General features: G+C 45.7%; 22 protein-coding genes. 20 read left to right on the forward strand and 2 right to left on the reverse strand.

The genetic code is table 11. The features are described 5' to 3' along the window. Positions 1-13: 13 nt before the first annotated feature. The 5 genes from rnc to acpS all read left to right on the forward strand — a co-directional run bounded on the left by rnc (position 14) and on the right by acpS (position 3,660). Entirely contained in the window at positions 14-691 is a 678-nt protein-coding gene (gene rnc, locus ACTRWI_RS14010) for a ribonuclease III (protein ID WP_004739034.1), read from the forward strand. Beyond that, a complete protein-coding gene (gene era, locus ACTRWI_RS14015) occupies positions 684-1,655 on the forward strand; it encodes a GTPase Era (protein WP_499132221.1) in 972 nt (323 codons plus the stop codon). Before rnc ends, era begins: the two co-directional genes overlap by 8 nt. Positions 1,656-1,759: 104 nt before the next feature. Beyond that, entirely contained in the window at positions 1,760-2,488 is a 729-nt protein-coding gene (recO, locus tag ACTRWI_RS14020) for a DNA repair protein RecO (RefSeq protein ID WP_032498827.1), read from the forward strand. After that, positions 2,485-3,222: a pyridoxine 5'-phosphate synthase gene (gene pdxJ / locus ACTRWI_RS14025; protein ID WP_004739038.1), complete on the forward strand. Its 738-nt coding sequence runs from the start codon at positions 2,485-2,487 to the stop codon at positions 3,220-3,222. The genes recO and pdxJ overlap by 4 nt, the downstream gene beginning before the upstream one ends. A gap of 57 nt (positions 3,223-3,279) precedes the next feature. Continuing rightward, positions 3,280-3,660, forward strand: a complete 381-nt coding sequence (gene acpS / locus ACTRWI_RS14030) for a holo-ACP synthase (protein ID WP_499132223.1) — start codon at positions 3,280-3,282, stop codon at positions 3,658-3,660. 110 nt (positions 3,661-3,770) lie between these two features. Here the strand turns inward: acpS and barA are convergent, their stop codons facing one another. Then, positions 3,771-6,584, reverse strand: coding sequence for a two-component sensor histidine kinase BarA (barA, locus tag ACTRWI_RS14035; protein ID WP_499132224.1), 2,814 nt, complete (start codon positions 6,582-6,584; stop codon positions 3,771-3,773). 165 nt (positions 6,585-6,749) lie between these two features. Between barA and rlmD the strand changes: the two genes are divergently transcribed. The 13 genes from rlmD (at position 6,750) to rpoS (ending at position 20,922) form a co-directional block, all read left to right on the forward strand. Then, positions 6,750-8,069 (forward strand): 23S rRNA (uracil(1939)-C(5))-methyltransferase RlmD, encoded by a 1,320-nt coding sequence (gene rlmD / locus ACTRWI_RS14040; RefSeq protein ID WP_499132226.1) that lies wholly within the window; start codon positions 6,750-6,752, stop codon positions 8,067-8,069. A gap of 135 nt (positions 8,070-8,204) precedes the next feature. Further along, on the forward strand, positions 8,205-10,427 hold the full coding sequence (relA, locus tag ACTRWI_RS14045) for a GTP diphosphokinase (protein WP_499132227.1): 2,223 nt from the start codon (positions 8,205-8,207) through the stop codon (positions 10,425-10,427). Positions 10,428-10,632: 205 nt separating this feature from the next. Beyond that, positions 10,633-11,433: a nucleoside triphosphate pyrophosphohydrolase gene (gene mazG, locus ACTRWI_RS14050; protein WP_499132228.1), complete on the forward strand. Its 801-nt coding sequence runs from the start codon at positions 10,633-10,635 to the stop codon at positions 11,431-11,433. Positions 11,434-11,583: 150 nt separating this feature from the next. Beyond that, positions 11,584-13,224 (forward strand): CTP synthase, encoded by a 1,641-nt coding sequence (gene pyrG / locus ACTRWI_RS14055; protein ID WP_063524391.1) that lies wholly within the window; start codon positions 11,584-11,586, stop codon positions 13,222-13,224. 80 nt (positions 13,225-13,304) lie between these two features. Next, entirely contained in the window at positions 13,305-14,603 is a 1,299-nt protein-coding gene (gene eno, locus ACTRWI_RS14060; protein WP_499132230.1) for a phosphopyruvate hydratase, read from the forward strand. A gap of 310 nt (positions 14,604-14,913) precedes the next feature. Then, positions 14,914-15,195 (forward strand): cell division protein FtsB, encoded by a 282-nt coding sequence (gene ftsB, locus ACTRWI_RS14065; RefSeq protein ID WP_499132232.1) that lies wholly within the window; start codon positions 14,914-14,916, stop codon positions 15,193-15,195. Then, positions 15,195-15,896 carry a 2-C-methyl-D-erythritol 4-phosphate cytidylyltransferase gene (gene ispD / locus ACTRWI_RS14070; RefSeq protein WP_499132234.1) on the forward strand — a complete coding sequence of 234 codons (702 nt, stop codon included), beginning with the start codon at positions 15,195-15,197 and terminating at the stop codon, positions 15,894-15,896. Before ftsB ends, ispD begins: the two co-directional genes overlap by 1 nt. Then, positions 15,896-16,378: a 2-C-methyl-D-erythritol 2,4-cyclodiphosphate synthase gene (ispF, locus tag ACTRWI_RS14075; protein ID WP_499132236.1), complete on the forward strand. Its 483-nt coding sequence runs from the start codon at positions 15,896-15,898 to the stop codon at positions 16,376-16,378. Before ispD ends, ispF begins: the two co-directional genes overlap by 1 nt. A gap of 22 nt (positions 16,379-16,400) precedes the next feature. Beyond that, positions 16,401-17,447: a tRNA pseudouridine(13) synthase TruD gene (gene truD / locus ACTRWI_RS14080; RefSeq protein ID WP_499132238.1), complete on the forward strand. Its 1,047-nt coding sequence runs from the start codon at positions 16,401-16,403 to the stop codon at positions 17,445-17,447. 77 nt (positions 17,448-17,524) lie between these two features. Next, on the forward strand, positions 17,525-18,268 hold the full coding sequence (gene surE / locus ACTRWI_RS14085) for a 5'/3'-nucleotidase SurE (protein WP_499132240.1): 744 nt from the start codon (positions 17,525-17,527) through the stop codon (positions 18,266-18,268). Continuing rightward, positions 18,269-18,895: a protein-L-isoaspartate(D-aspartate) O-methyltransferase gene (locus tag ACTRWI_RS14090; protein WP_499132242.1), complete on the forward strand. Its 627-nt coding sequence runs from the start codon at positions 18,269-18,271 to the stop codon at positions 18,893-18,895. A gap of 33 nt (positions 18,896-18,928) precedes the next feature. After that, on the forward strand, positions 18,929-19,843 hold the full coding sequence (gene nlpD, locus ACTRWI_RS14095) for a murein hydrolase activator NlpD (protein WP_499132244.1): 915 nt from the start codon (positions 18,929-18,931) through the stop codon (positions 19,841-19,843). Positions 19,844-19,941: 98 nt separating this feature from the next. Further along, on the forward strand, positions 19,942-20,922 hold the full coding sequence (gene rpoS / locus ACTRWI_RS14100) for an RNA polymerase sigma factor RpoS (RefSeq protein ID WP_434566244.1): 981 nt from the start codon (positions 19,942-19,944) through the stop codon (positions 20,920-20,922). Between the two features lie 83 nt (positions 20,923-21,005). On the opposite strand, the gene mutS is transcribed toward rpoS, so the two are convergent. Next, positions 21,006-23,540, reverse strand: coding sequence for a DNA mismatch repair protein MutS (gene mutS, locus ACTRWI_RS14105; RefSeq protein WP_499132247.1), 2,535 nt, complete (start codon positions 23,538-23,540; stop codon positions 21,006-21,008). A 157-nt stretch (positions 23,541-23,697) separates the two neighbouring features. On the opposite strand from mutS, the gene pncC reads away from it, so the two are divergent. Then, positions 23,698-24,186, forward strand: coding sequence for a nicotinamide-nucleotide amidase (pncC, locus tag ACTRWI_RS14110; RefSeq protein WP_499132245.1), 489 nt, complete (start codon positions 23,698-23,700; stop codon positions 24,184-24,186). Positions 24,187-24,321: 135 nt separating this feature from the next. Next, the gene (recA, locus tag ACTRWI_RS14115; RefSeq protein WP_499132248.1) at positions 24,322-25,368 is read left to right on the forward strand and encodes a recombinase RecA; all 1,047 of its coding nucleotides are present in this window, start codon (positions 24,322-24,324) and stop codon (positions 25,366-25,368) included. Positions 25,369-25,436: the final 68 nt, after the last annotated feature.

The raw sequence follows: 25,436 nt of genomic DNA on the forward strand, positions 1-25,436 counted from the left end.
ACATCGAGAGAGCATGAATTCTCCAATTGATAAACTAGAAAGAAAGATTGGCTATCAGTTTAATGATGCCGATCTTATCCACTTGGCGCTGACTCACCGCAGCGCCGCTGGTAAACATAACGAACGTCTTGAGTTTCTGGGCGATTCAATTTTAAGTTTTGTTATCGCTGATGATCTATATCATCGTTTTCCTAAGGTAAACGAAGGTGATATGAGCCGCATGCGCGCAACATTAGTACGTGGTCATACATTAGCAGAACTAGGTCGTGAATTTGAACTAGGAGATTACTTAAAATTAGGTCCAGGTGAGTTGAAGAGTGGCGGTTTCCGTCGTGATTCTATTCTAGCGGATGCTGTTGAAGCGATCATCGGTGCTATCTATTTAGATAGTGATACCGAGACGGTTCGCGGCATTATTTTAAGCTGGTACCAATCTCGCCTAGAAGCTATTCAGCCAGGAGTATCTCAAAAAGACCCGAAAACTCGTCTTCAAGAGTTCTTACAAGGTCGAAGAAATCCTCTACCTGTCTACACAGTGACTAATATTAAAGGTGAAGCACACAACCAAGAGTTTACGGTTGAGTGTGAAGTGGCAGGTGTGGATAAACCTGTTATCGGTAAAGGCACTAGCCGCCGCAAGGCAGAACAAGCGGCTGCTGAAACAGCATTAGAGCAACTAAGCAATGTCTGATAACAACCAAGAATTCGATATCGATGCATTCTTTTCATCTGATAGCAAACAACCGAGCCTACCGGAAAACCAACACTGTGGCTTCATCGCTATTGTGGGGCGCCCAAACGTAGGTAAGTCGACGCTTCTGAACCATATTCTGGGACAGAAGATTTCTATTACATCACGTAAACCACAGACGACACGTCACCGTATTATGGGCGTGGAAACTGAAGGTGATTACCAAGCGATCTTCGTAGATACTCCTGGACTTCATATTGAAGAAAAGCGTGCTATCAACCGCTTGATGAACCGTGCAGCAAACAGCTCGCTGAGTGACGTGAACCTAGTATTCTTCCTTGTTGACGGTACTCACTGGACTGAAGACGATGAAATGGTTCTGAATAAGCTGAAGAAGACTGACTTCCCAGTTGTACTTTGTATTAACAAAGTAGATAACGTTCAAGACCGTACTAACGTGATGCAGCACATGATGGAAGTCTCGAAGAAGATGGACTTCATTGATGTTGTGCCAATCTCGGCGAAGCAAGGTAAGAACATTGATGTGCTGCGCAAGCACGTACGTGAACACTTACCTAAAGCGACGCACCACTTCCCAGAAGAGTATGTGACGGATCGCTCGCAGCGTTTTATGGCGTCTGAAATTATCCGCGAAAAGCTGATGCGCTTTACGGGTGATGAACTACCTTACTCGGTAACGGTTGAGATCGAACGTTTCGACTACAACCCAGATAACGATGGTTTCCACATCAACGCACTGATTCTTGTTGAACGTACCGGTCAGAAGAAAATGGTGATAGGTAAAGCAGGCGAGAAGATCAAAACGATTGGTCGCGAAGCACGTATCGATATGGAAGAGCTATTCGTCCGTAAGGTTTACCTAGAAACTTGGGTTAAAGTTAAATCTGGTTGGGCTGATGATGAGCGTGCACTTCGTTCACTAGGCTACATCGACGATCTATAATCTATATTGAACTTCACCTTCCTTACCGGGATGTGGAATCAAAATAGTGAGTTGAAGAGAGAGTGCGAACTCTCTCTTTTTGTATCTGCAAGAAGGATGAATCATTGAGCGAAGGGTTACAGCGATGCTTTGTATTGCACCGTAGGCCATATAGCGAGTCGAGCTTGATACTGGATATTTTCAGTGAAGAGTTTGGCCGTGTAACGTTGATGTCGAAAGGTGCTCGTAGTAAACGTTCCAACTTAAAAGGAGCGTTGCAGCCTTTTACGCCTCTATTGCTCAAGTGGTCGGGGAACAGCTCAATGAAAACACTGCGCCAAGCTGAGCCTATCAGTTTAGGTTTGCCTCTCACTGGTATTAACCTCTACTCCGCAATGTATGTGAATGAGCTGATTGGAAGAGTCCTGATGGCTGAAGTGCCAATGCCTGCTCTTTTTCACGACTATCTTCATGCTTTAACAGAGCTGGCGCATAATGAAAATCCAGAGCCAGCACTACGTCGCTTTGAGTTGGCACTGCTATCCGCTATGGGTTATGGCGTCGACTTTTTACACTGCGCAGGTACCGGCGAACCGATTGATCCAACAATGACTTATCGCTATCGGGAGCAGAAAGGTTTCATTGCTTCAGTGCGACGAGACAACCTGACTTTTATGGGCGATGAACTTATTGCGATCAGCGAACGTAGGTTTATCACTAAAGAGCAGTTAAAAGCGGCAAAACGCTTTACACGCATAGCCTTAAAGCCGTATCTTGGCGGCAAACCATTAAAAAGTAGAGAACTGTTTTTGCCAAGAGCAGGTCTTTCTAGAGCACGGAGTATTGGAAAATGAGCTCAATCCTTTTAGGCGTTAATATCGACCATATTGCAACACTACGTAATGCACGTGGTACTAAATACCCAGATCCAGTACACGCAGCTGAAATTGCTGAGCGCGCTGGCGCTGACGGAATCACTATTCACCTGCGTGAAGACCGCCGTCACATCGTAGATCGCGATGTACGTATTCTGGCAGAAACTATCCAAACTCGCATGAACTTAGAAATGGCAGTGACGGATGAGATGGTTCAGATTGCACTTGATACAAAGCCTGAGTTTGTTTGTCTTGTTCCTGAAAAGCGTGAAGAGTTAACTACTGAAGGTGGCTTGGACGTGGTTGGTCAGCTTGAGAAAGTAAAAGCGGCTACGCAAAAGTTGTCTGCAGCAGGCATTAAAGTGTCGTTGTTTATTGATGCTGACCGCGAACAGATTGATGCAGCAAAAGCGTGTGGCGCACCCTTCATTGAACTTCACACGGGTCACTACGCTGACGCGAAAACAGAAGAAGACCAACAAGACGAGCTGAAAAAGATCGCGGCTGGCGCAAGCTACGCAGACGATTTAGGTATTACGGTGAATGCTGGTCACGGTCTGACGTACCACAATGTGGCGCCAATTGCGGCACTGCCAGAAATCTACGAGCTAAACATCGGTCACTCAATTATGGGACGTGCTGTCTTTGATGGTTTGAACAAAGCCGTAGCTGACATGAAAGCTGTAATGGAAAACGCTCGTAACAACATTTAGTTTGTTAAATATCTAGTTTGTTAAGTGGCATCATCAAAAAGTAGTTAAAGGGTATTCATGGCTGTTGTAGGGCTTGGGACAGATATTGCGGAAATTGAACGTGTTGAAAAAGCATTGTCACGCAGTGGTGAGGCATTTGCTCAGCGTATTCTGACGGATTCTGAATTTGGAGTGTTTCAACAGCTAAAGCAAAAAGGTCGTTATCTCGCTAAGCGCTTTGCAGCTAAAGAAGCTGCATCAAAAGCGCTGGGTACAGGCATCGCACTGGGTGTTACTTTTCATGACTTCGAAATCTCGAACGATGAGCATGGCAAGCCAGTGCTGAACTTGCACAATAAAGCTCGAGAAATCGCACAAGCGAGAGGCACAACTTCGATTCACCTGACTATTTCAGATGAGCGTCATTATGCGGTAGCGACAGTACTCTTTGAGTCGTAATTGGCTAGCTAACCCTGATGTTCGCCTGCTGCTAAGCAAATAGAACCAATAAAAAAGCAGAGCTTTTAAGCTCTGCTTTTTTATTGCCTTGAATTGGAGGCTAAGTCGACTTAATCACTGGTTGGTTTTAAGTAGTGAATAGCGGTCGCTTGTACCTTATCGAGTTCGTCTTGAAGCTCAAAGAGTTCTGGCTCGATATCTTCAATTGAAGTACCTGATCGCAGCTCTTTCTCTATCGTGGCACAGACTGATTTAAGCCTTGGTACGCCACTGTATGAGCTGCTGCCATGCATCTTGTGGATGATGTGTATCAGCTGATCCACAGGGTAGTCCGTGTCTTCGATCGCTTTCTCGGCAGCGTCATACACCTCAGGGATAAAGTCGACCAGCATTTGCAGCATATCTCGTGCGAGGTCTTCTTTGTTAGCGGCCTGCTTCATCGCAGCTTGCCAATCAATGATGATGTTCTTGTGCACGCTCACGTTACTCTCAGACACCTGGCTGTTGTCGACCTCGGCTGAGACTGCGGGGTGATCTGGATTTATCTTTTCGATGTGCTCAACCTCAGAGGTTGGGCTCCAATGAATCAATACTTGCTGTAACACATGCTCTTCAATTGGTTTGGTCAGGTAGTCATCCATGCCAGCTTCTAGCAGCCTATCGCGCTCGCCTGTCATGGCGTGTGCGGTAACAGCAATCACAGGTGTGTTGGCGTTGTTGGTGAGCTTCTTGATGTTCTGACAAGCGGTGACACCATCCATTTGTGGCATCTGTATATCCATGAAGATGATATCAAACTGAGTCTCAGTAGCTTTGTCGATAGCCTGCTGACCACTGGTACAGCTAATGACGGTTTCCACGCGTTCTTTGAGTAGCGCGGTGATAAGTTTCAGGTTAGCTGGGTTATCATCTACAGCCATTACAGTCAGTGGCAGCTTCTCTTCGGAATGGGTTTCAATTGCTGGTGCAATCAAGGTTGGCGCTTGATTGGACACCAGAGTTTGCAGAAGCTTCTTACGAGAAAGAGGTTTGGTGATGCATTGAACATCGACTTCTTTCATCAATTGTTCACCAAGTGCGAGCTCAGTACTCGGTGTACCAATGATCACGTTCTGAGCAATCTTCTTCGCGCCAATTGCCCAACCGCTGACTGTATCAAACTGATAGTCTTGGTTGGCTGCGAGGTTTAGCAGTACGTAGTCGTACGAAGTCGACTCGTCAGGCATCACCGAACGATAGGTAACGACTAAGCCTTCTTGGGTCAGGATTTGTTGAGTAATCGAAGCCGCTTGCATGTTTGGCTCGATAAGCAGTAGTTGCTTGTCTTGCAGACATTGAGTCTCAATTAGCTCTGTCATCGGTATATCAGTGGTTGATAGCCTTAGCGTAAACCAGAAAGTGGAACCTTGGTGTAGGCGGCTGGTTAGGCTGATCTCACCGCCCATTTGGCTCACAAGTTTCTGAGTGATAACCAGACCTAGGCCTGTACCACCGTAGCGACGAGAGATACTTGCATCTGCTTGACTGAAGGCTTGGAATAGTTGTGCTTGCTGACGCTCAGAGATACCAATACCCGTATCACGAACCATGAACTGTAGTTCGATGTTGTCTTCGCTTTGTGAACGTAATTCGACGCTAATATCGATGTTACCACGTTCGGTAAACTTGATTGAGTTACCCACTAGGTTAGTCAGGATTTGTTGGATACGCAGTGGATCGCCAACAACGCCTGCTGGTACTTTCGGATCAATCTTAAGCGTAAGCTCTAGACCTTTCTCATGAGCGTTGGTCGCTTGAAGGTTCACCACCTCTTCTAAGCTTGCTTGGAATTCAAATGGTATGTTTTCTAGCGCCAGTTTGCCGGCTTCAAGTTTCGAGAAGTCCAAGATATCGTTGATGATGCTGAGCAGGTTGTTCGCAGAGCGTTCAATGGTCTGTAGGTAATCCGTTTGACTGTTCGATAAATGTGTTTTAAGCATCTGGCGAGTAAAGCCAATCACACCGTTGAGCGGTGTTCTTAGTTCGTGAGACATGTTTGCCAAGAACTCAGACTTAACACGTGCCGCTTCTTGTGCACGTTTTTTCGCGATGTCTAACTCAACGTTTTGAATCTCTAGCTGCTCAAGAGTTTCACGCAGATCCGAAGTAGCTTGGTCGATACTGTGCTGCATCTCGACGTGATATTCCGACAGCGATACCGCCATCGCGTTGATACCGTTTTTCAGCGAGTCCAACTCACCGTGCATTTTGCCTTCGATACGGACGTCTAAGTGACCACGACGAATTCGGTCCACCATATTCTTCATGTGCGTGATCGGTTGAGTTACATCGTGCATCAAGCGGAAAGCAAAAACACCAGAAAGCCCCAGTCCAAGTATCAACACCAAGAAGGCAGAGAAGACTTCTTGGTATTGCTGCAAACGAAGTGAAGAAAGGTCCAACTCAATCGCAATATAACCAATCGCTTGGTTGGCTTGAGACTGGCCGTTAGCCGAGCTGATGTACTGGCCTTCTGCAATGATTGGGGTTCGAAGAATCAGCGTGTTATCGAGTAGGTCAGAAGAGCTCAAATGCGGAATCGGTTTATCTTTTGGGTAAGTTAGGCTTTCGAAATCAGGGTGAAAGTTTGAGGTTACAAACAATTCATGACGATCATCGAACACCGCGATACTACGTACCAGCTTAGAGTTCTTTCGATGTGCATAGCTGATTAGCTGACGAACAGACTCTCGACTTTCGAGTTGCATTCCAGATTCACTCGCAATTGCCAGTGGCTCAATGATGCTAGTACCTGTGTTGACCACCTGACCTTCAAGGTCTTGATAGCGGTTAAATGAGAAAAATGCACTCAATAGCAGCCCAATAATCAGGGTTGGAGCTAGAGTTAAGGTAATTACACGGGCTCTTAAGCCATATCTGGTCATGTTCTTTAATTACATCGAGGTCTGGATATGGGAAAATAACGCACACAATGGCGGTTAAGTGAACGGTAAGCTTAATCAAAGCCGTGACGTTCGACAATGATTCCAAGACAGAATAGTGAGTCCTGGATACCAATTACTTATTAAAAGATACATTAGGCACAAGCAATGGCACGTTTTTTCCAACCCAAAAAGAAAACTCAACTCGAGACCAAGCATCAATCGGTTTTGGTTGAACGAATGGATCACAATGGCGCTGGCATCGCTTATCAGAAAAACAAACCGGTTTTCATTGATGGCGCATTGCCCGGTGAACAGGTGGTTATTCAGCTTACTGAGAGTAAAAGTAAGTTTGCACGCGCGAAACTCATCAAATTGCTGAAGCCAAGCGAGCAACGTCTAAAGCCTTTTTGTAAACACTTTAATCAGTGTGGCGGTTGTCATCTTCAGCACCTTGGTTATCAGTCTCAGGTAGAGCACAAGACACAATCTCTTACGCACTTGATGAACCCATATAAGACAGATGAGACAGAGATGGCTCAACCGATTGTTGGTGATGAAATGGGTTATCGTCGTCGTGCGCGTATCAGCTTGTTTGTTGATAAGAAAACGCACAAGCTTCAGTTCGGTTTTCGTAAGAAGCAGAGCAAGCAGATAGAAAACATTACAGATTGTGCCGTGCTTGATCCTCGCCTAAATGTATTGCTGCCAAAGGTGAAAAATTTACTCAATACTTTCAGCAACCTTACGTCTTTAGGACACGTTGAATTGGTATTGGGTGATACTGGCCCGGTAATGGTGCTACGCCACCTAAAGCCTTTGATTGAAAAAGATGAGCAAGCATTGATTGCGTTGGCGAAAGAAGAAGGTGCGATACTGTACTCAATGCCAGAGACAGACAAGTTGGTCCGCCTGATTGGTGATGCGCCTAGCTACAGCGAAACGGGCGTTACCTTACCTTTTGAGCCAAACCACTTCATTCAAGTGAACCAGAAGGTCAACCAGCAGATGGTGGCTCAAGCTATTGAATGGTTAGAACCTAAAGCGGATGAGCGAGTACTGGACCTGTTTTGTGGCTTAGGTAACTTCAGTCTACCTATCGCTCAACAGTCGGCGTTTGTGGTTGGGGTTGAAGGTGTCGATGAGATGGTTCAGCAAGCCACATCGAATGCCAAATTGAATCAGTTGAGTAACACCGAATTTTACCAAGCGAACCTTGAAGAAGACCTATTTGTACAAGCTTGGGCGAAAGAGAAATTTGATAAAATCTTACTGGACCCAGCTCGTGCTGGAGCGAGTGGTGTTGTTGATCAAATTTCAGCATTAGGAGCGAAGCGTGTGGTTTATGTTTCGTGTAATCCTGCTACTCTAGCTAGAGATTCAGAGAGCTTAGAAAGGCAAGGCTACCAATTAGCCAAACTTGGTATGTTGGATATGTTCCCACACACCAGCCATCTCGAATCGATGGCTCTCTTTATTAAGGCTTAAAGGCCCGTAAATAAGGCTGAAAAATGAATGACAAAGGCGCAGAGATACTTGCGCTGATATCAATATGGTCGAACTAACTTGGAACCAGTTAGTCATATTGAATTGGGTATAAAACAGAATAACTAGGAAGGCACGATGGTTGCGGTACGAAGCGCACATTTAAACCCAAGCGAACAGTTTGAGCTAGAAAGTTGGATTGCGTCATTAAAGCAAGATGTAAAAACCTCGAATAAACTGAACAAAGTTTATCGTCACTGTGAAGAGCTATTAAAAGATCACGAGCAAGCATCACTCTTGCTATGGCGTGGACGTGAGATGATTGAAATCTTGGTCACGCTGTCGATGGATCGTGCAACATTAGTCGCTGCACAACTCTTCCCAGTGGTATCAAGTGGCGTGTTTGAGCGCGAAGCCTTCGAAGAAAGCTACGGCAAAGAAATTGTTAAGCTGATTGATGGCGTTGAAGAAATGGCGGCCTTGGGCCAGCTAAACGTAACCCTTGAAGGCAGTGCTGCCTCGGGTCAAGTCGATAACGTTCGACGCATGCTATTGGCCATGGTTGACGACTTCCGCTGCGTAGTTATCAAACTTGCAGAGCGAATTTGTAACCTCATCGAGGTGAAAAAGGCCCCTGATGCAGTGCGCCGATCGGCAGCAAAAGAGTGTTCTAACATCTACGCACCACTGGCCAACCGTTTAGGTATCGGTCAACTTAAGTGGGAAATCGAAGATTACGCCTTCCGCTACCAACAGCCAGACACTTATAAGCAAATTGCCAAACAGTTGTCTGAGCGCCGTATCGTTCGCGAACAATACATCACAGACTTCGTTGATGACTTAACTGCAGAAATGCAGCGTTCAAATATCAATGCTGAAGTGAGTGGTCGACCAAAACACATCTACAGTATCTGGCGCAAAATGCAGAAGAAAGGCTTGGCCTTTGATGAGCTTTTTGACGTGCGAGCGGTACGTATCATCGCTGACCAGCTACAAGACTGCTACGCTGGTCTTGGGGTAGTACACACCAAATACAAACACCTACCGAGCGAATTTGATGACTACGTGGCGAACCCTAAGCCAAATGGTTACCAGTCGATTCATACCGTAGTCCTTGGTCCTGAAGGCAAGACTATTGAGATTCAGATCCGTACTAAGCAGATGCACGAAGACTCAGAGCTCGGCGTTGCGGCGCACTGGAAGTATAAAGAAGGCTCTTCTGGTGGTCGTAGTGGCTACGATGAGAAAATCACTTGGCTGCGTAAACTTATCGACTGGCAAGAAGAGATGTCGGACTCTGGCGAGATGCTGGATGAAGTGCGTAGCCAAGTCTTCGATGACCGTGTATACGCATTTACTCCACGGGGTGATGTGGTCGACTTACCGATGGGCGCAACCCCGTTGGATTTCGCTTACCACATCCACTCGATGGTCGGACACCGCTGTATCGGTGCCAAAGTAGCTGGCCGTATCGTACCGTTCACTCATAAACTATCGATGGGCGACCAAGTTGAGATCATCACGCAGAAAGAGCCGAACCCATCTCGTGACTGGCTAAACCCAACTACAGGTTTTGTTCACTCTGGTCGTGCTCGAGCAAAGATTAACGCTTGGTTCCGCGCGCAGAGCCGTGAGAAAAACCTAGAAGCGGGTCGTGACATCCTGGAAGTTGAGCTAGCGAAAGTAGGCGCAACCCTAAAAGATGCTGATCAATACGCACTAAGACGCTTTAACGTGAATACGCCAGATGAGCTTTATGCAGGCATTGGTAGTGGCGACTTACGTATTAACCAAGTGGTTAATCACATCAATGCTTTAGTCAACAAGCCAACGGCGGAAGAAGAAGACAAGAAAGCGCTAGAGAAGCTGCTTGAGTCGGAAAGTAAGCCAGCACAGCAGAGCCGTCCTAAGAAAGACGCAGTGGTAGTAGAAGGCGTTGATAATCTAATGACGCACCTTGCTCGCTGTTGTCAGCCGATTCCTGGTGATGTGATTAAAGGTTACATCACTCAAGGTCGTGGTATCTCGGTTCACCGTGCTGACTGTGAACAGTTGAGTGAACTAAGCCTGCACGCACCAGAACGTATCATTGATACAGTTTGGGGTAATGGCTTTGTCGGTTCTTACATCCTAACGCTGCGTGTTGAAGCACTAGAGCGTAATGGCTTGCTAAAAGACATCACCTCACTGTTCTCGAACGAGAAGATCAGCGTGACGACAATGAAGAGCCGTATCGACTACAAACGTCAGCTATCGGTAATGGACTTCGACTTGGAAGTGACTAATATTGAGATTCTGAGTCGAGTGACGAGCCGAGTCGAACAAATTAAAGATGTAATGAGCGTCAAGAGACTGGGATGATACTTAGTATCATTCTCGTCATTCCTTACAGTGCGGGACGAACGTGATAGGGAATCTCGCCAAGCGGTTTGAGATCACCAACTCACTCATTCTTCACTCTTGGGGATGACGAATAAAGATAAAGGTGAGTGGTTTTGGCTGCTCACCTTTTTTAGTTTTAGAAGACGTTATAAATTTAAAAATCAAAGACAGTAATAGGAAGACAATGATGAATCACCCGATTGAACAACTTGAACAGATCATGACTAAGCTGCGCGATCCTGAAGGTGGCTGTCCTTGGGATTTAAAACAAAATTTTGAAACAATTGTTCCGTATACCATTGAAGAAACCTATGAGGTCGTGGATGCGATCCACAACAAAGACTGGTCGAATCTGCAAGAAGAGCTTGGCGATTTATTGTTTCAGGTGATTTTTTACAGCCAGTTGGCGAAAGAGCAGGGGCTGTTTGAGTTTTCTGATGTGGTTGATGGCATCAATGAGAAGCTAACACGCCGTCACCCTCATGTGTTTTCGGATGCCGAGTTTGCTAGCGACGAAGAAATCAATGCGAACTGGGAAGCGGAAAAAGCGAAAGAAAAGGCACAAGCAGGCAAAACTCAAGAAAGTATTCTAGACTCAATACCAAACTCTCTACCTGCGCTTTCACGTGCTACAAAGATTCAAAAGCAGGTAGCGAAATATGGCTTCGATTGGGACTCAATTGGCCCAGTTGCCAACAAGGTAATAGAGGAAGTGGATGAGGTACTGGAAGAGGCGCTTCAAGTGACACCAAACGAAGATTTAGTTGAAGAAGAGTTGGGTGATTTGCTGTTCGCAACGGTCAATTTGGTGCGGCATTTAGGCAAAAACCCAGAATCGGCGCTCAATAAGGCCAACTTGAAGTTTTCACGTCGCTTTAAAGGGGTGGAAGAAAAAGTGCGTCAACAAGATAAAAGTTTGACCGATTTTTCACTACAACAGCTTGATTCCATGTGGGATGAGGTAAAAGTAGCGGAGAAAAGATAACCAAAGCTTTTATCATGAATTGATTTGAAGCAAAAAATAAAAAATAGCAGTGTGATAGATTTCACGTTGTGGCGATAAGGGGCTTCTGGTATATTTTCATCCCGTCCAGAAGTAGTCCATTTCCCTCATTCAACCAATTTCAGGTTAAACATGACGACAAATTACATTTTTGTTACTGGCGGGGTTGTATCCTCTCTAGGTAAAGGTATTGCTGCAGCATCTCTTGCGGCTATTTTAGAAGCTCGTGGTCTTAAAGTGACTATGATGAAGCTTGACCCTTACATCAACGTTGATCCAGGCACTATGAGCCCGACTCAGCATGGTGAAGTGTTCGTTACGGAAGATGGCGCTGAAACAGACCTTGACCTTGGTCACTACGAGCGATTCATTCGCACCAAAATGACTAAGCGTAACAATTTCACTGCAGGTCGTGTTTACTCAGACGTACTAGCAAAAGAGCGTCGCGGTGATTACCTAGGTGCAACTATTCAGGTTATCCCACACATCACTAATTCTATCAAAGAGCGTGTTATTTCTGGCGCTGAAGGCCACGATATCGCGATCGTTGAAGTTGGTGGTACGGTTGGTGATATCGAATCTCTACCATTCATGGAAGCGATTCGTCAGCTAGCAGTAGAACTAGGCCGTGAGCGTGCAATGTTCATGCACCTAACGCTAGTACCTTACCTAGCAGCGGCGGGCGAAGTGAAAACTAAGCCGACTCAGCACTCTGTAAAAGAGCTACTGTCTATTGGTATTCAGCCTGACATCCTAGTTTGTCGTTCTGACCGCAACATTCCTTCGAATGAGCGTAAGAAAATTGCTCTGTTCTGTAATGTGCAAGAAAATGCAGTTATTTCTATGCGCGATGTTGACTCTATCTACAAGATCCCTCAGCTTATTAAAGCTCAAGGCACTGATGATCTTGTATGTAAGCGTTTCGGCATTACAGCCCCAGAAGCAGATCTGTCTGAGTGGGAACAAGTAATTTACGAAGAAGCTAACCCAACGGGTGAAGTGACGATTGGTATGGTTGGTAAGTACATTGAACTACCTGACGCATACAAATCAGTAAATGAAGCGCTAAAACACGCAGGCTTGAAAAACCGCCTAAGCGTTAATATTAAATACGTAGATTCACAAGATGTTGAGTCTCGTGGCGTAGAAATTCTAGAAGGCTTAGACGCAATTCTAGTACCAGGTGGCTTCGGTGACCGTGGTGTTGAAGGCAAGATTCTTGCTGCTCAATACGCACGTGAAAACAAAGTACCGTACCTAGGTATCTGTCTAGGCATGCAAGTAGCACTTATCGAGTACGCTCGAAATGTTGCGAAAATGGAAGGCGCACACTCTTCTGAGTTCTGTTCTGAAACTAAATACCCAGTTGTTGGCCTAATTACTGAGTGGGTAGACGGCGAAGGTAAAGTTGAAGAACGTACAGAGACATCGGATCTAGGCGGCACAATGCGTCTAGGTTCACAGCTTTGTCATCTAGCGAAAGGTACGAAAGCTTACGAACTATACGGTAGCGCGACGATCCATGAACGTCACCGTCACCGTTACGAAGTGAACAACAATCTTCGTCCGCAAATTGAAAAAGCGGGCCTAAAAGTATCGGGTCTATCTGCGGATAAGAAACTGGTTGAGGTTATTGAGAACCCGAACCACCCATGGTTCGTTGCAGCTCAATTCCACCCAGAGTTCACTTCAACACCTCGCGATGGTCACCCATTGTTTGCAGGCTTCGTTAAAGCAGCTGGTGAGTTCCAGCGCGGCGAGTTAGAGAAGTAAAAGGAATACAGGTAGCAGCGTAAGTTGTGCTGCTACCTTTAAATTTGACATTTATATATTCAACGAGAAGGAAACATTCAATGTCTAAGATCGTTAAAGTTCTAGGTCGTGAAATCATCGATTCACGTGGTAACCCAACTGTAGAAGCTGAAGTACACCTAGAAGGCGGTTTCGTAGGTATGGCTGCTGCTCCATCTGGAGCATCTACTGGTTCTCGCGAAGCTCTTGAGCTACGTGACGGCGACAAATCCCGTTTCCTAGGTAAAGGTGTTCTTAAAGCAATTGAAGCTGTAAACGGTCCAATCTCTGAAGCTCTAGTTGGTAAAGACGCTAAAGCTCAAGCTGACGTTGACCAAATCATGATCGACCTTGACGGTACTGAGAACAAATCTCAGTTCGGCGCGAACGCTATCCTAGCTGTTTCTCTAGCGAACGCTAAAGCTGCTGCTGCAGCTAAAGGCATGCCTCTATACGAGCACATTGCTGAGCTAAACGGTACTGCTGGTCAGTTCTCTATGCCTCTACCAATGATGAACATCATCAACGGTGGTGAGCACGCTGATAACAACGTTGACATCCAAGAGTTCATGATCCAACCAGTTGGTGCTAAGACTCTTAAAGAAGGTCTACGTATCGGTGCTGAAGTATTCCACAACCTAGCTAAAGTTCTTAAGTCTAAAGGCTACAGCACTGCAGTTGGTGATGAAGGTGGTTTCGCTCCTAACCTTAAGTCTAACGCTGAAGCTCTAGAAGTTATCGCAGAAGCTGTTGCAGCTGCTGGTTACGAACTAGGCAAAGATGTTACTCTAGCTATGGACTGTGCTGCATCTGAGTTCTTCGACAAAGAAGCTGGCATCTACAACATGAAAGGCGAAGGTAAGACTTTCTCTTCTGAAGAGTTCAACCACTACCTAGCTGAGCTAGCTAACCAATTCCCAATCGTATCTATCGAAGATGGTCTAGACGAGTCAGATTGGGCTGGCTTCAAGCACCAAACTGAACTGCTAGGTGACAAGCTTCAACTAGTAGGTGACGATCTATTCGTTACTAATACTAAGATTCTTGCTGAAGGTATCGAGAAAGGCGTAGCCAACTCTATCCTTATCAAGTTCAACCAAATCGGTTCTCTAACTGAGACTCTAGCTGCAATCAAGATGGCTAAAGACGCAGGTTACACAGCTGTAATTTCTCACCGTTCTGGCGAAACTGAAGACGCAACTATCGCTGACCTAGCGGTAGGTACTGCTGCAGGTCAAATCAAGACTGGTTCTATGAGCCGTTCTGACCGTGTTGCTAAGTACAACCAACTAATCCGTATCGAAGAAGCTCTAGGTTCTAAAGCTCCTTACAACGGTCTTAAAGAAGTTAAAGGTCAATAATCTCTCTGGTTTTTAAACCAAAGGAATTGTTAATCTAAGCTTTGTATGCCTCGCTAATGCGGGGCATTTTTTTGTTTGTAGAAAGTGGCGGGAAAAAGCTCCAGGCTCTAGAGTTCCTCCTGTTACATATCAAGTTCGTCATTCCCGAGACCAACGGAGGAGGGAGTCGGGAATCTCATCACTGGTTCCTAACGACAATAATTCCTCGACTTATTGATTCCCTGACACCACATATCTCGCACCAATAAGCTCATTATGGTATATATGTGCCTTATTCTAGTTCCTTCTTTTTCAACCGACGAAAGGTGTTATGCGAATTTTTGCTTTAGTACTGCTCATAGTGTTTGGCTGGCTACAACACACACTGTGGCTCGGTAAAAATGGTATCTCTGATTACTACGGTGTGAACAATGAAATCCAAGTTCAGCAGCAAGTTAACGAAAAATTAAAAGTTCGAAACGCTGAGATGTTTGCGGAAATCGAAGACCTACGCCAAGGCTTAGACGCGATAGAAGAACGCGCACGTCATGAGCTTGGCATGGTTAAAGAAGGCGAAACGTTTTATCGCATCATTGGTGAGGAATACCATTAATGTTGACTCAATCTCAAAGCGTGATTGCCGTTGTCCCAGCCGCGGGTGTGGGAAGCCGAATGAAGGCTGACCGTCCGAAGCAATATCTTAAGATCAATGGTAAAACGATTTTAGAGCATACCGTTGAGAAGCTACTCGCTCACCAACAAGTCTCTCAAATTGTCGTCGCAATCAGTGATGATGATCCATTCTACCCAGAGCTACCCCTGACTAAGAATCCGCAAGTGACTCGAGTTGCAGGTGGAAGTGAAAGGGCGGATTCCGTTCTTTCTGCTTTAGATTATATCGAGAAGCAACAGCTCGGTGATTGGGTGATGGTGCATGACGCAGCAAGACCTTGTGTTCAGCCAAGTGATATCGACAAGTTAATCTTGACGGCGATGAGCCATGATGTTGGGGCAATCTTAGCGGCCCCAGTGCGAGATACGATGAAGCGAGGCGCCCAAGGGCAAATTGATCATACTGTCGAGCGAGCCGATTTGTGGCACGCCCTCACACCACAAATGTTCAGAGCTGAACCTCTGTGGAATGTATTGAGCGAAGCGCTGCAACAAGGCGTTTCGATTACCGATGAAGCCTCTGCTTTTGAATGGAAAGGCTTCTCGCCCGCTTTAGTCGCCGGGCGTTCAGATAATTTTAAGATTACTCAGCCTGAAGATTTAGCGCTCGCTGAGTTCTATTTAAGTCAGAATAAGGAATAATGATGATTCGTATTGGCCATGGCTTTGATGTACATAAGTTTGGTGGTGAAGGCCCGGTAATTATCGGTGGTGTGAGCATTCCCTATGAACAAGGTCTTATCGCACACTCAGACGGTGATGTTGCCCTTCATGCCTTGTGTGACGCGCTATTAGGTGCGATCGCCGCAGGTGATATCGGTCGTCATTTCCCTGATACTGACGATGAGTGGAAAGGCGCGGATAGCCGTGAGCTATTGAAAGACGTGTACCGCCGAGTAAAAGAGCAAGGCTATGTGATTGGCAATGCCGATATTACTATCATGGCGCAAGCGCCTAAAATGGCGCCTCATATAAACTCTATGTGCCAAGCCATTGCACAAGATTTAGAAACCAGCATCAGCAATGTGAACGTAAAAGCAACGACAACAGAGCGTTTAGGCTTTACGGGTCGCAAAGAGGGCATCGCATGTGAAGCGGTGGTCCTAATTACCAAAAGTGCATAAGCACCAACACGAAAAGAACAGCATGTCAGATATTTTATCTTCATTGGCTTATCTAAACGGTAAACCAACTACGAAAGCAAAACTAAAAGCGAAAGCTGAACACTTTGTCGTTATCGAAGAGTTGGGTTTTGAGTTTACGGGTGAAGGCGAACACTTAATGGTGCGCATTCGTAAAACAGGTGAAAACACGAGTTTCGTAGCCAATGAGTTGGCTAAAGCCTGTGGCGTTAAGTCGAAAGACGTAAGTTGGGCTGGCTTGAAAGACCGTCACGCAGTGACCGAGCAGTGGTTGAGTGTACACCTACCTAAAGGTGAGCCTGACTTTTCAGCGTTCTTAGCACAGTACCCAAGCATCGAAATTCTTGCGACAGCGCGACACAACAAAAAGTTGCGTCCGGGTGATTTAATTGGCAACCAATTCGAGTTGACCTTGTCTGAAGTAACAGACTGCGATGATGTCGTAAAACGTTTAGAAAAAGTCGCTCAAGTGGGTGTACCAAACTACTTTGGTGCTCAGCGTTTTGGTAACGAAGGTAATAACTTGTCTGAAGCTCGTCGTTGGGGCCGTGATAATGTTCGTACTCGTAATCAGAACAAACGTAGCTTGTACCTCTCGGCTGCTCGTTCATGGATTTACAACCTAATCCTTTCTGACCGTATTGAACAAGATGTGTTTGCATCGGTATTGGTTGGCGATATCGTTGTTAAAGATGGCGCTCAACTAACGGTGACGGCTGACAACCTTGAAGCTGTAAGCCAAGATATTGCGAATGGTACTGCATTGGTGACGGTTGCTTTGGCCGGTGATAACGCTTTGCCAACGACTGATGAGTCTCAAGCTTTAGAGCAGAAACACCTTGATGCTGAACCGGATCTGATGGCTCTGATTCGTGGTAACCGTATGCGCCATGACCGCCGTGAAGCGTCTCTGAAACCTACTGATCTAACGTGGGAAGTGAGTGAAGATAATGTCACTCTGAAGTTCTCTCTTGATGCTGGCTGCTTTGCAACAGCTATCGTTCGTGAATTAGTCGAAGAAGTACACGTAGAGAGAAGCTACGAGCAGTAATGACTCTGCTTGGCACTAAGTGACTTAGTATCGTTATTTAAGTCACTTAGCACTGGAATATGAAGAAAGGATACAGAATGAAGATTTTACTCAGCAACGATGATGGTGTGCATGCTCAAGGTGTTCATGAGCTAGCAGATGAACTACGTGATCTTGCTGAAGTTATCATTGTAGCCCCTGACCGTAATCGTTCAGGCGCTTCAAATTCATTAACTTTAGAACAGCCTTTACGTGTTCAAGAGATTGCTGAAAATACCTATTCGGTACAGGGAACACCGACCGATTGTGTGCACTTCGCATTAAATGAACTGTTAAAGGACGATATGCCTGACCTAGTATTAACGGGCATTAACCATGGTGCAAATCTGGGTGATGACGTATTGTACTCAGGTACAGTCGCAGCAGCAATGGAAGGACACTTTATAGGTGTTCAATCGGTGGCATTTTCTCTGGTTGGTAAAAAACATTTTAAGACAGCGGCAGTGATTGCTCGTCGTATTGTCGAACACCATTTAGCAAAACCACTCCCAACCAACCGCCTGTTAAACGTCAATGTGCCGGATCTTCCTTTAGAAGATCTATCAGGGACTCAGGTTACTCGACTTGGCGCACGTCATCATGCCGAAGATATGATCAAGCAAAAAGACCCTCGTGGTCATGATATTTATTGGCTTGGTCCTCCAGGTAAAGAGCAAGATGCAGGCGAAGGTACCGATTTCTATGCGATTGAGCATGGCTTTGTATCGGTAACGCCATTGCAGGTCGATCTGACAGCACATGAATCTTTAGGCGCTATGACAACATGGTTAGGGGAGAAGTAAGTGAGTAACCCACAAGCAGAACGCTTAATTACTTTTCTGATTGAAAATGGCATCCGAGACCAAAAAGTACTGGATGCGATTTACCAACTTCCAAGAGAGAGTTTTTTGTCTCAGGCTATGTATCATCAGGCTTATGACAATAATGCACTGCCTATCGGGCAAGGGCAGACCATCTCACAGCCGTATATTGTTGCTAAAATGACAGAGTTACTTGAGCTACAACAAGATAGCCGAGTTTTGGAAATCGGAACTGGTTCTGGCTACCAAACTGCTGTTTTAGCTCAACTTGTTGATCATGTTTATTCGGTTGAAAGGATAAAGTCGCTACAATGGGACGCTAAGCGTCGGCTAAAGCAGCTCGATTTTTATAATATTTCAACCAAACATGGTGATGGTTGGCAAGGTTGGTCTTCTAAAGGGCCTTTTGATGCGATCATCGTAACCGCTGCTGCAGAGTCGATTCCTCAAGCACTTTTGAAACAGCTGAAAGATGGCGGTCGTCTATTGATTCCGGTTGGTGATGACGAACAACAGTTATTGAAGATCGTGCGTCATGGTGATGAGTTTTTATCAAGAGTCATCGAGATGGTGCGATTTGTACCTCTGGTTCCTGGTGAGCTAGCTTAATATAAGACTTTGGTGTAGGTGGATAGAGAGTCGATGCGTTCGAAGTTGTTAAAAGGAAGCTCCTTACTGCTTAGCTGTGCACTTGTTGGGTGTGCAGCGAATTCCCCTGCGCCAGTTTCAAGCCTAAGTAAAAACTACTCATCGATTGATCGCGGTAGCTATCGTGGCAGTTACTACGAAGTGAAAAAAGGCGATACGCTTTATTTCATCGCGTATGTCACCAATAAAGATGTGCAAGACCTGATTAGCTATAACAAACTTGCGGCTCCTTATACCATCCACCCAGGGCAGAAGCTTAAGTTGTGGCGTCCTAGCTATAACGCGCCAGCCTATGGTAAATCAACGGTTGTAGCCGCAGCAGTTGCAGCTCCTGTTGCCGCGTCCATAGCATCATCGACGGCAAGTAAACCTAAAGCTACCCCGCAACAGAGCAAAAACTCTAAACCTGCGCCAGCTCAAACTACAGCCAAAGTGGCGAAAAAAGATCCACCAAAGAAGGTTGAACAATCTAAATCAAAGGAGTATGTTGGGTCTAAAGGTAAACAGAATGTTACAGCATCCACCAAACCAACAAGTGATAAAGTATCCAAGTGGTTATGGCCAACAAAGGGGAGAGTAATTAAGAATTTCTCTGTAGGCGAACAAGGAAATAAAGGCATAGACATAGCAGGACAGCGAGGTCAGCCAATAGTATCTACTGCAGGGGGAACGGTTGTTTATTCGGGGAATGCATTACGAGGCTACGGCAATCTAGTGATTGTGAAGCACAATGATAATTACTTAAGTGCATACGCGCACAACGACCGACTATTAGTATCTGAAGGGCAAAGTGTGAAACCAGGGCAGAAGATTGCAACAATGGGAAGCTCCGGAGCCAGCAGTGTTAGGCTGCACTTTGAGATTCGTTACCAAGGTAAATCCGTCAATCCAAAACGATATTTACCTTAAATACAATACCCACTAATCACGTATTGTATTGAGTGACATAGTCATTTAGCGACATATGAAGTTGTAATGTCATGCTAATTTCGCCAGGGGGAGGCGTTATGAGTATAAGCAATGCAGTAATCAAAGAAGAGTTCGATCTTGACCAGGTAACCACGGAACCGGAAACACTTGAACAAGAGAAGCGAACTGCCACTAAGAAAGCCGAAGTTAAAGAAGAAACAGAAGTTACTTCCAAGAGTTTAGATGCGACGCAACTGTATCTAGGCGAAATCGGTTTCTCACCATTACTAACCGCAGAAGAAGAGGTGCTCTACGCACGTCGAGCTCTACGCGGTGATGAAGCAGCAAGAAAACGCATGATCGAAAGTAACCTGCGTTTGGTAGTTAAAATTTCTCGCCGTTATAGCAACCGTGGTCTAGCACTTCTTGATCTAATCGAAGAAGGCAACCTAGGTTTGATTCGCGCTGTAGAGAAATTTGACCCAGAGCGTGGCTTCCGTTTTTCTACCTACGCAACATGGTGGATTCGTCAGACCATCGAGCGTGCTTTGATGAATCAGACTCGCACTATACGTTTGCCAATTCATGTTGTGAAAGAGCTGAACATCTACCTGCGTACTGCAAGAGAACTATCACAGAAACTTGACCATGAACCAACAGCGGAAGAGATTGCTTCTAAGCTTGATAAACCTGTTGGTGACGTAAGTAAGATGCTTCGTCTAAACGAAAGGGTGAGTTCGGTCGATACGCCAATTGGTGGTGATGGTGAGAAAGCACTACTGGACATTATTCCAGATGTGAACAACTCAGATCCTGAGGTTTCGACTCAAGATAGCGATATCAAAAACTCACTGATCTTCTGGCTTGATGAGCTGAATCCTAAGCAGAAAGAGGTGCTTGCACGTCGATTTGGCCTACTAGGCTATGAACCGTCTACGCTAGAAGAAGTTGGTCGTGAAATCAGCCTAACTCGTGAACGCGTTCGTCAAATCCAAGTTGAAGGTCTTCGTCGTCTACGTGAGATCCTTATCAAGCAAGGTTTGAACATGGAAAACCTGTTCAACGTTGAAAACGACTAAACGATATCCATTGATATCGCATCAAAAAAAACGCTGACTCAATGTCAGCGTTTTTTATCGAGGTTAAAGATACTTGCCTTTGATTAGAGTAGTTTCTTCAAGCGGTACAACTCTTCCAGTGCTTGGCGTGGCGTCAGATCATCAGGATTCACGTTCGCTAATGCTTGCTCTACTTCGCTTGGTTCCGGGATAAGGCTCAGTTGGTTCGCAATATCAACGCCGCTCGGCTTCGATGTAGGAGACTCAATGCTCAACGCTTCAAGTTGTGTCAGTTTCGCACGAGCGTTCTTGATCACGGCTTTTGGTACACCAGCTAATCCTGCAACCGCTAGGCCGTAAGACTTACTTGCAGCACCTTCTTGAACTGCATGCATGAAGGCGATGCTGTCACCGTGCTCTACTGCGTCTAAGTGAACGTTGGCCAGTGTTGGAATCTGGTTTGGTAGTTCGGTTAGCTCAAAGTAGTGCGTCGCAAACAGTGTCATCGCATTGATTTGATTCGCTAGCCATTCTGCACTTGCCCAAGCTAGAGATAGACCATCGTAAGTACTGGTACCACGACCGATTTCATCCATCAGCACCAAGCTGTTTGGTGTTGCGTTATGCAGGATGTTAGCAGTCTCTGTCATCTCAACCATGAAGGTTGAGCGACCAGACGCTAGATCGTCCGATGCGCCAATTCGAGTAAAGATGCGGTCGATAGAGCCAATAGTTGCACTTTCTGCTGGAACATAACAACCGATATGTGCCATTAGCGCGATAAGTGCTGTCTGGCGCATGTAAGTCGATTTACCACCCATGTTTGGACCTGTAATGATCAGCATTTTCCGCTTGTCGTTAAGGTCAATTGGGTTAGCAATGAATGGTTCATCCATCACTTGCTCAACCACAGGGTGACGGCCTGCTTGGATTTGGACGCCAGCAGATTCAGTCATGGTCGGACGACAATAATCGAGTGTGTCTGCACGCTCGGCTAAGTTCTGTAAGACATCAAGCTGAGATACAGAAGAGGCGATGTTTTGTAGTCGCTCTAAATGTGGCAGTAGCAAATCAAACAGCTCTTCCCATAATTGCTTCTCGATAGCCAGAGCCTTCGACTTAGAGTTTAGAACTTTGTCTTCGTGCTCTTTTAGCTCAGGAATAATGTAGCGCTCAGCGTTCTTAAGTGTTTGACGACGTACATAGTGTGGCGGCACAAGGTGGCTTTGCCCGCGGCTTACCTGAATAAAGAAACCGTGTACGTTGTTGTAGCCAACCTTAAGTGTGTCGATACCATGGCGCTCACGCTCTTCTTGCTCTAATTGATCAAGGAATTCAGTTGCACCAGCAGCTAGGTTACGCCATTCGTCTAATTCGGCATTGTAGCCTTCAGCGATTACACCACCGTCGCGGATAACCACAGGTGGGTTCTCTTTGATGGCGCGCTCTAGTAGCTCTGATACTTCATCCAAAGGAGAAGCATATTGAGCAAGTTGAGTTAGGTATGGATGCTTAAGTTGGGTTAGCGTTTCTGCAAGTTCTGGTAGGTAGTCCATCGCTTGACGAAGTCGCGCCATGTCGCGTGGGCGAGCAGAACGAAGTGCTAATCGAGCTAAGATACGCTCAATATCACCAATCTGTTTTAGTGTTGGCTGCAGCTCAGTGAATAGCGCCAAATCTTTCATTTCACCAATCGCGTCTAGGCGTTGGTTAAGAGCCGAGATATTGCGCATTGGTTGATGTAACCAACGCTTGAGCATACGGCTACCCATAGCGGTTGCAGTGTGATCCAACACTTCAGCAAGAGTGTTGTCGGTGCCACCGCCAAGACTTTGCGTGATCTCCAGGTTGCGGCGAGTCGCAGCATCAAGGATCACCGAGTGATCTTGCTTGTCCATTGTCAGTGAACGAATATGCGGTAGCGCAGTACGTTGGGTATCTTTTACATATTGAATAAGGCAGCCGGCTGCACACAAGCCAAGTTTCACGCCTTCAACGCCAAAACCAACAAGGTCACGAGTGCCAAACTGTTGGTTCAACTGCTGCTTAGCGGTATCTAATTCAAATTCCCATATTGGACGACGACGATTGCCTGTGCGGCTTGCCATTAATTCAACGGGTTCGAAATCTTCAGGGAACAACAACTCTCGCGGAGAGGTTCTCTGCAGTTCTGCTGCCATTGCTTCTTCGGTTTCTGGTTCACACAGTTGGAATCGGCCAGAGGTAATGTCTAACGTCGCGTAACCAAACTTGCCGTTGTGATGGTAAATAGCGGCGATTAAGTTGTCGACGCGTTCAGAAAGCAGTGCTTCATCGGTTACGGTACCCGGTGTCACGATACGTACTACCGCTCGTTCGACAGGACCTTTTGAAAGTGCTGGATTACCAATCTGTTCACAAATTGCTACGGATTCACCAAGTTGCACTAACTTTGCTAGGTACCCCTCAACGGCATGGTATGGGACGCCGGCCATTGGGATTGGCTCGCCATTTGAAGAGCCGCGTTTAGTCAGTGAAATATCGAGGAGTTGAGACGCTTTTTTTGCGTCATCGTAGAAAAGCTCGTAGAAATCGCCCATGCGGTAGAACAGCAGAATTTCTGGGTTTTCTGCCTTCAGTTTTAGGTACTGCTGCATCATGGGAGTATGTTTTTGATCGGCTTTCACAGTTAACTTCTTTCGTTTATTTCTATTGCGGCTTAGGATACGTGAAAGCGTTTCGTGCGAAAAGCGGCTGAAGCGAAAAGATGCGCATCCAAATGTTCTAATGGTAAATAAAGGGAAGCTGACAATACAGATGACTCAAGATCTTAGTGAAAAACTCGGACTGTTGCTTGTAGAGCACAATCAGGTGTTGGTGACCGCCGAATCTTGTACTGGTGGAGGTGTAGCTAGTGCGGTAACGGATATCGCTGGCAGCTCTGCTTGGTTTGACCGAGCTTTTGTCACATATAGTAATGAAGCAAAGCAAGAGATGATTGGCGTGCAGCTAACAACCTTAGTGGAATTTGGTGCGGTCAGTGAACCTGTCGTTATAGAAATGGCTGAAGGTGCGCTAGAGCATTCGAACGGAACCATTGCGGTGTCAATTAGTGGTATTGCAGGTCCTGGCGGCGGTACTGAAGAGAAGCCCGTTGGTACGGTATGCTTTGCTTGGAAGGCGCTAAACGGTTGGAATAAAGTGGAAACGCATGTATTTGCCGGTGACAGATCACAAGTACGCCAACAAGCCACCCACCATGCTCTGCAAGTTATTTATGATTACCTATCAATGGAAGACAAGTAACATTCGTACAAATTATTTTCATACAGGTGTGGACGCTGTATGAATAAACAGTATAATAAAGGCCAATTAGTCACCCCTATGTGGGTTAGAAATAGATTCTAAATCGCTTGTTTCACGACAACCGATTACCTGGAGATAGTAATGGACGAGAATAAACAAAAAGCGTTAGCCGCAGCCCTTGGTCAGATTGAAAAACAATTTGGTAAAGGTTCTATCATGCGTCTTGGTGATAACCGTACAATGGATGTAGAAACAATTTCTACTGGTTCTCTATCTCTAGATATCGCACTAGGTGCTGGTGGTCTACCGATGGGTCGTATCGTTGAAATCTACGGTCCAGAATCTTCAGGTAAAACAACGCTAACACTTGAGCTGATTGCTGCAGCACAAAAAGTAGGTAAAACCTGTGCTTTCGTTGATGCTGAGCACGCACTAGACCCTATTTACGCTCAAAAGCTTGGTGTTGATATCGATGCACTTCTTGTTTCTCAACCGGATACTGGTGAACAAGCTCTAGAAATTTGTGATGCTCTAGCGCGTTCTGGTGCTATCGACGTATTGGTTGTCGATTCAGTAGCAGCACTAACACCAAAAGCTGAAATCGAAGGCGAAATGGGCGACAGCCACATGGGTCTTCAAGCTCGTATGCTTTCTCAGGCAATGCGTAAGCTGACTGGTAACCTTAAGCAGTCTAACTGTATGTGTATCTTCATTAACCAAATCCGTATGAAGATTGGTGTAATGTTTGGTAACCCAGAAACAACAACGGGTGGTAACGCACTTAAGTTCTACGCATCGGTTCGTCTTGATATTCGTCGTACTGGTTCTATCAAAGAAGGTGACGAGATCGTTGGTAACGAAACGCGCATTAAGGTTGTTAAGAACAAGATTGCAGCACCGTTTAAACAAGCTGAAACTCAAATCCTATACGGCCAGGGCTTTAACCGCGAAGGTGAGCTGATTGATCTAGGTGTTAAGAACAAGCTAGTTGATAAAGCAGGCGCTTGGTACAGCTACAAAGGCGATAAGATCGGTCAAGGTAAATCGAACTCTTGTAAGTTCCTACGTGAAAACCCAGAGATCGCTCTAGAGCTAGATACTAAACTTCGTGAACTACTACTGACTCCTGCTGTTCTTGATGAGAAAGAAGTCGAAAATGAAGAAGAGAACGAAGAGTTTTAATCTAAATCGTTACTCTTAGCTAAGAACTTGAAGCCTCGCATTGTATGCGGGGCTTTTTTATGGTTCAT

Source organism: Pseudoalteromonas sp. G5_S1_14_S5, from assembly GCF_054968605.1.

Bases quoted from the DNA above. Each gene is read 5' to 3' on its own strand.
- rnc (WP_004739034.1), top strand. From the start codon at position 14: ATGAATTCTCCAATTGATAAACTAGAAAGAAAGATTGGCTATCAGTTT.
- era (WP_499132221.1), top strand. From the start codon at position 684: ATGTCTGATAACAACCAAGAATTCGATATCGATGCATTCTTTTCATCT.
- pdxJ (WP_004739038.1), top strand. From the start codon at position 2,485: ATGAGCTCAATCCTTTTAGGCGTTAATATCGACCATATTGCAACACTA.
- acpS (WP_499132223.1), top strand. From the start codon at position 3,280: ATGGCTGTTGTAGGGCTTGGGACAGATATTGCGGAAATTGAACGTGTT.
- barA (WP_499132224.1), bottom strand. From the start codon at position 6,584: ATGACCAGATATGGCTTAAGAGCCCGTGTAATTACCTTAACTCTAGCT.
- rlmD (WP_499132226.1), top strand. From the start codon at position 6,750: ATGGCACGTTTTTTCCAACCCAAAAAGAAAACTCAACTCGAGACCAAG.
- relA (WP_499132227.1), top strand. From the start codon at position 8,205: ATGGTTGCGGTACGAAGCGCACATTTAAACCCAAGCGAACAGTTTGAG.
- mazG (WP_499132228.1), top strand. From the start codon at position 10,633: ATGATGAATCACCCGATTGAACAACTTGAACAGATCATGACTAAGCTG.
- pyrG (WP_063524391.1), top strand. From the start codon at position 11,584: ATGACGACAAATTACATTTTTGTTACTGGCGGGGTTGTATCCTCTCTA.
- eno (WP_499132230.1), top strand. From the start codon at position 13,305: ATGTCTAAGATCGTTAAAGTTCTAGGTCGTGAAATCATCGATTCACGT.
- ftsB (WP_499132232.1), top strand. From the start codon at position 14,914: ATGCGAATTTTTGCTTTAGTACTGCTCATAGTGTTTGGCTGGCTACAA.
- ispD (WP_499132234.1), top strand. From the start codon at position 15,195: ATGTTGACTCAATCTCAAAGCGTGATTGCCGTTGTCCCAGCCGCGGGT.
- ispF (WP_499132236.1), top strand. From the start codon at position 15,896: ATGATGATTCGTATTGGCCATGGCTTTGATGTACATAAGTTTGGTGGT.
- truD (WP_499132238.1), top strand. From the start codon at position 16,401: ATGTCAGATATTTTATCTTCATTGGCTTATCTAAACGGTAAACCAACT.
- surE (WP_499132240.1), top strand. From the start codon at position 17,525: ATGAAGATTTTACTCAGCAACGATGATGGTGTGCATGCTCAAGGTGTT.
- nlpD (WP_499132244.1), top strand. From the start codon at position 18,929: ATGCGTTCGAAGTTGTTAAAAGGAAGCTCCTTACTGCTTAGCTGTGCA.
- rpoS (WP_434566244.1), top strand. From the start codon at position 19,942: ATGAGTATAAGCAATGCAGTAATCAAAGAAGAGTTCGATCTTGACCAG.
- mutS (WP_499132247.1), bottom strand. From the start codon at position 23,540: ATGATGCAGCAGTACCTAAAACTGAAGGCAGAAAACCCAGAAATTCTG.
- pncC (WP_499132245.1), top strand. From the start codon at position 23,698: ATGACTCAAGATCTTAGTGAAAAACTCGGACTGTTGCTTGTAGAGCAC.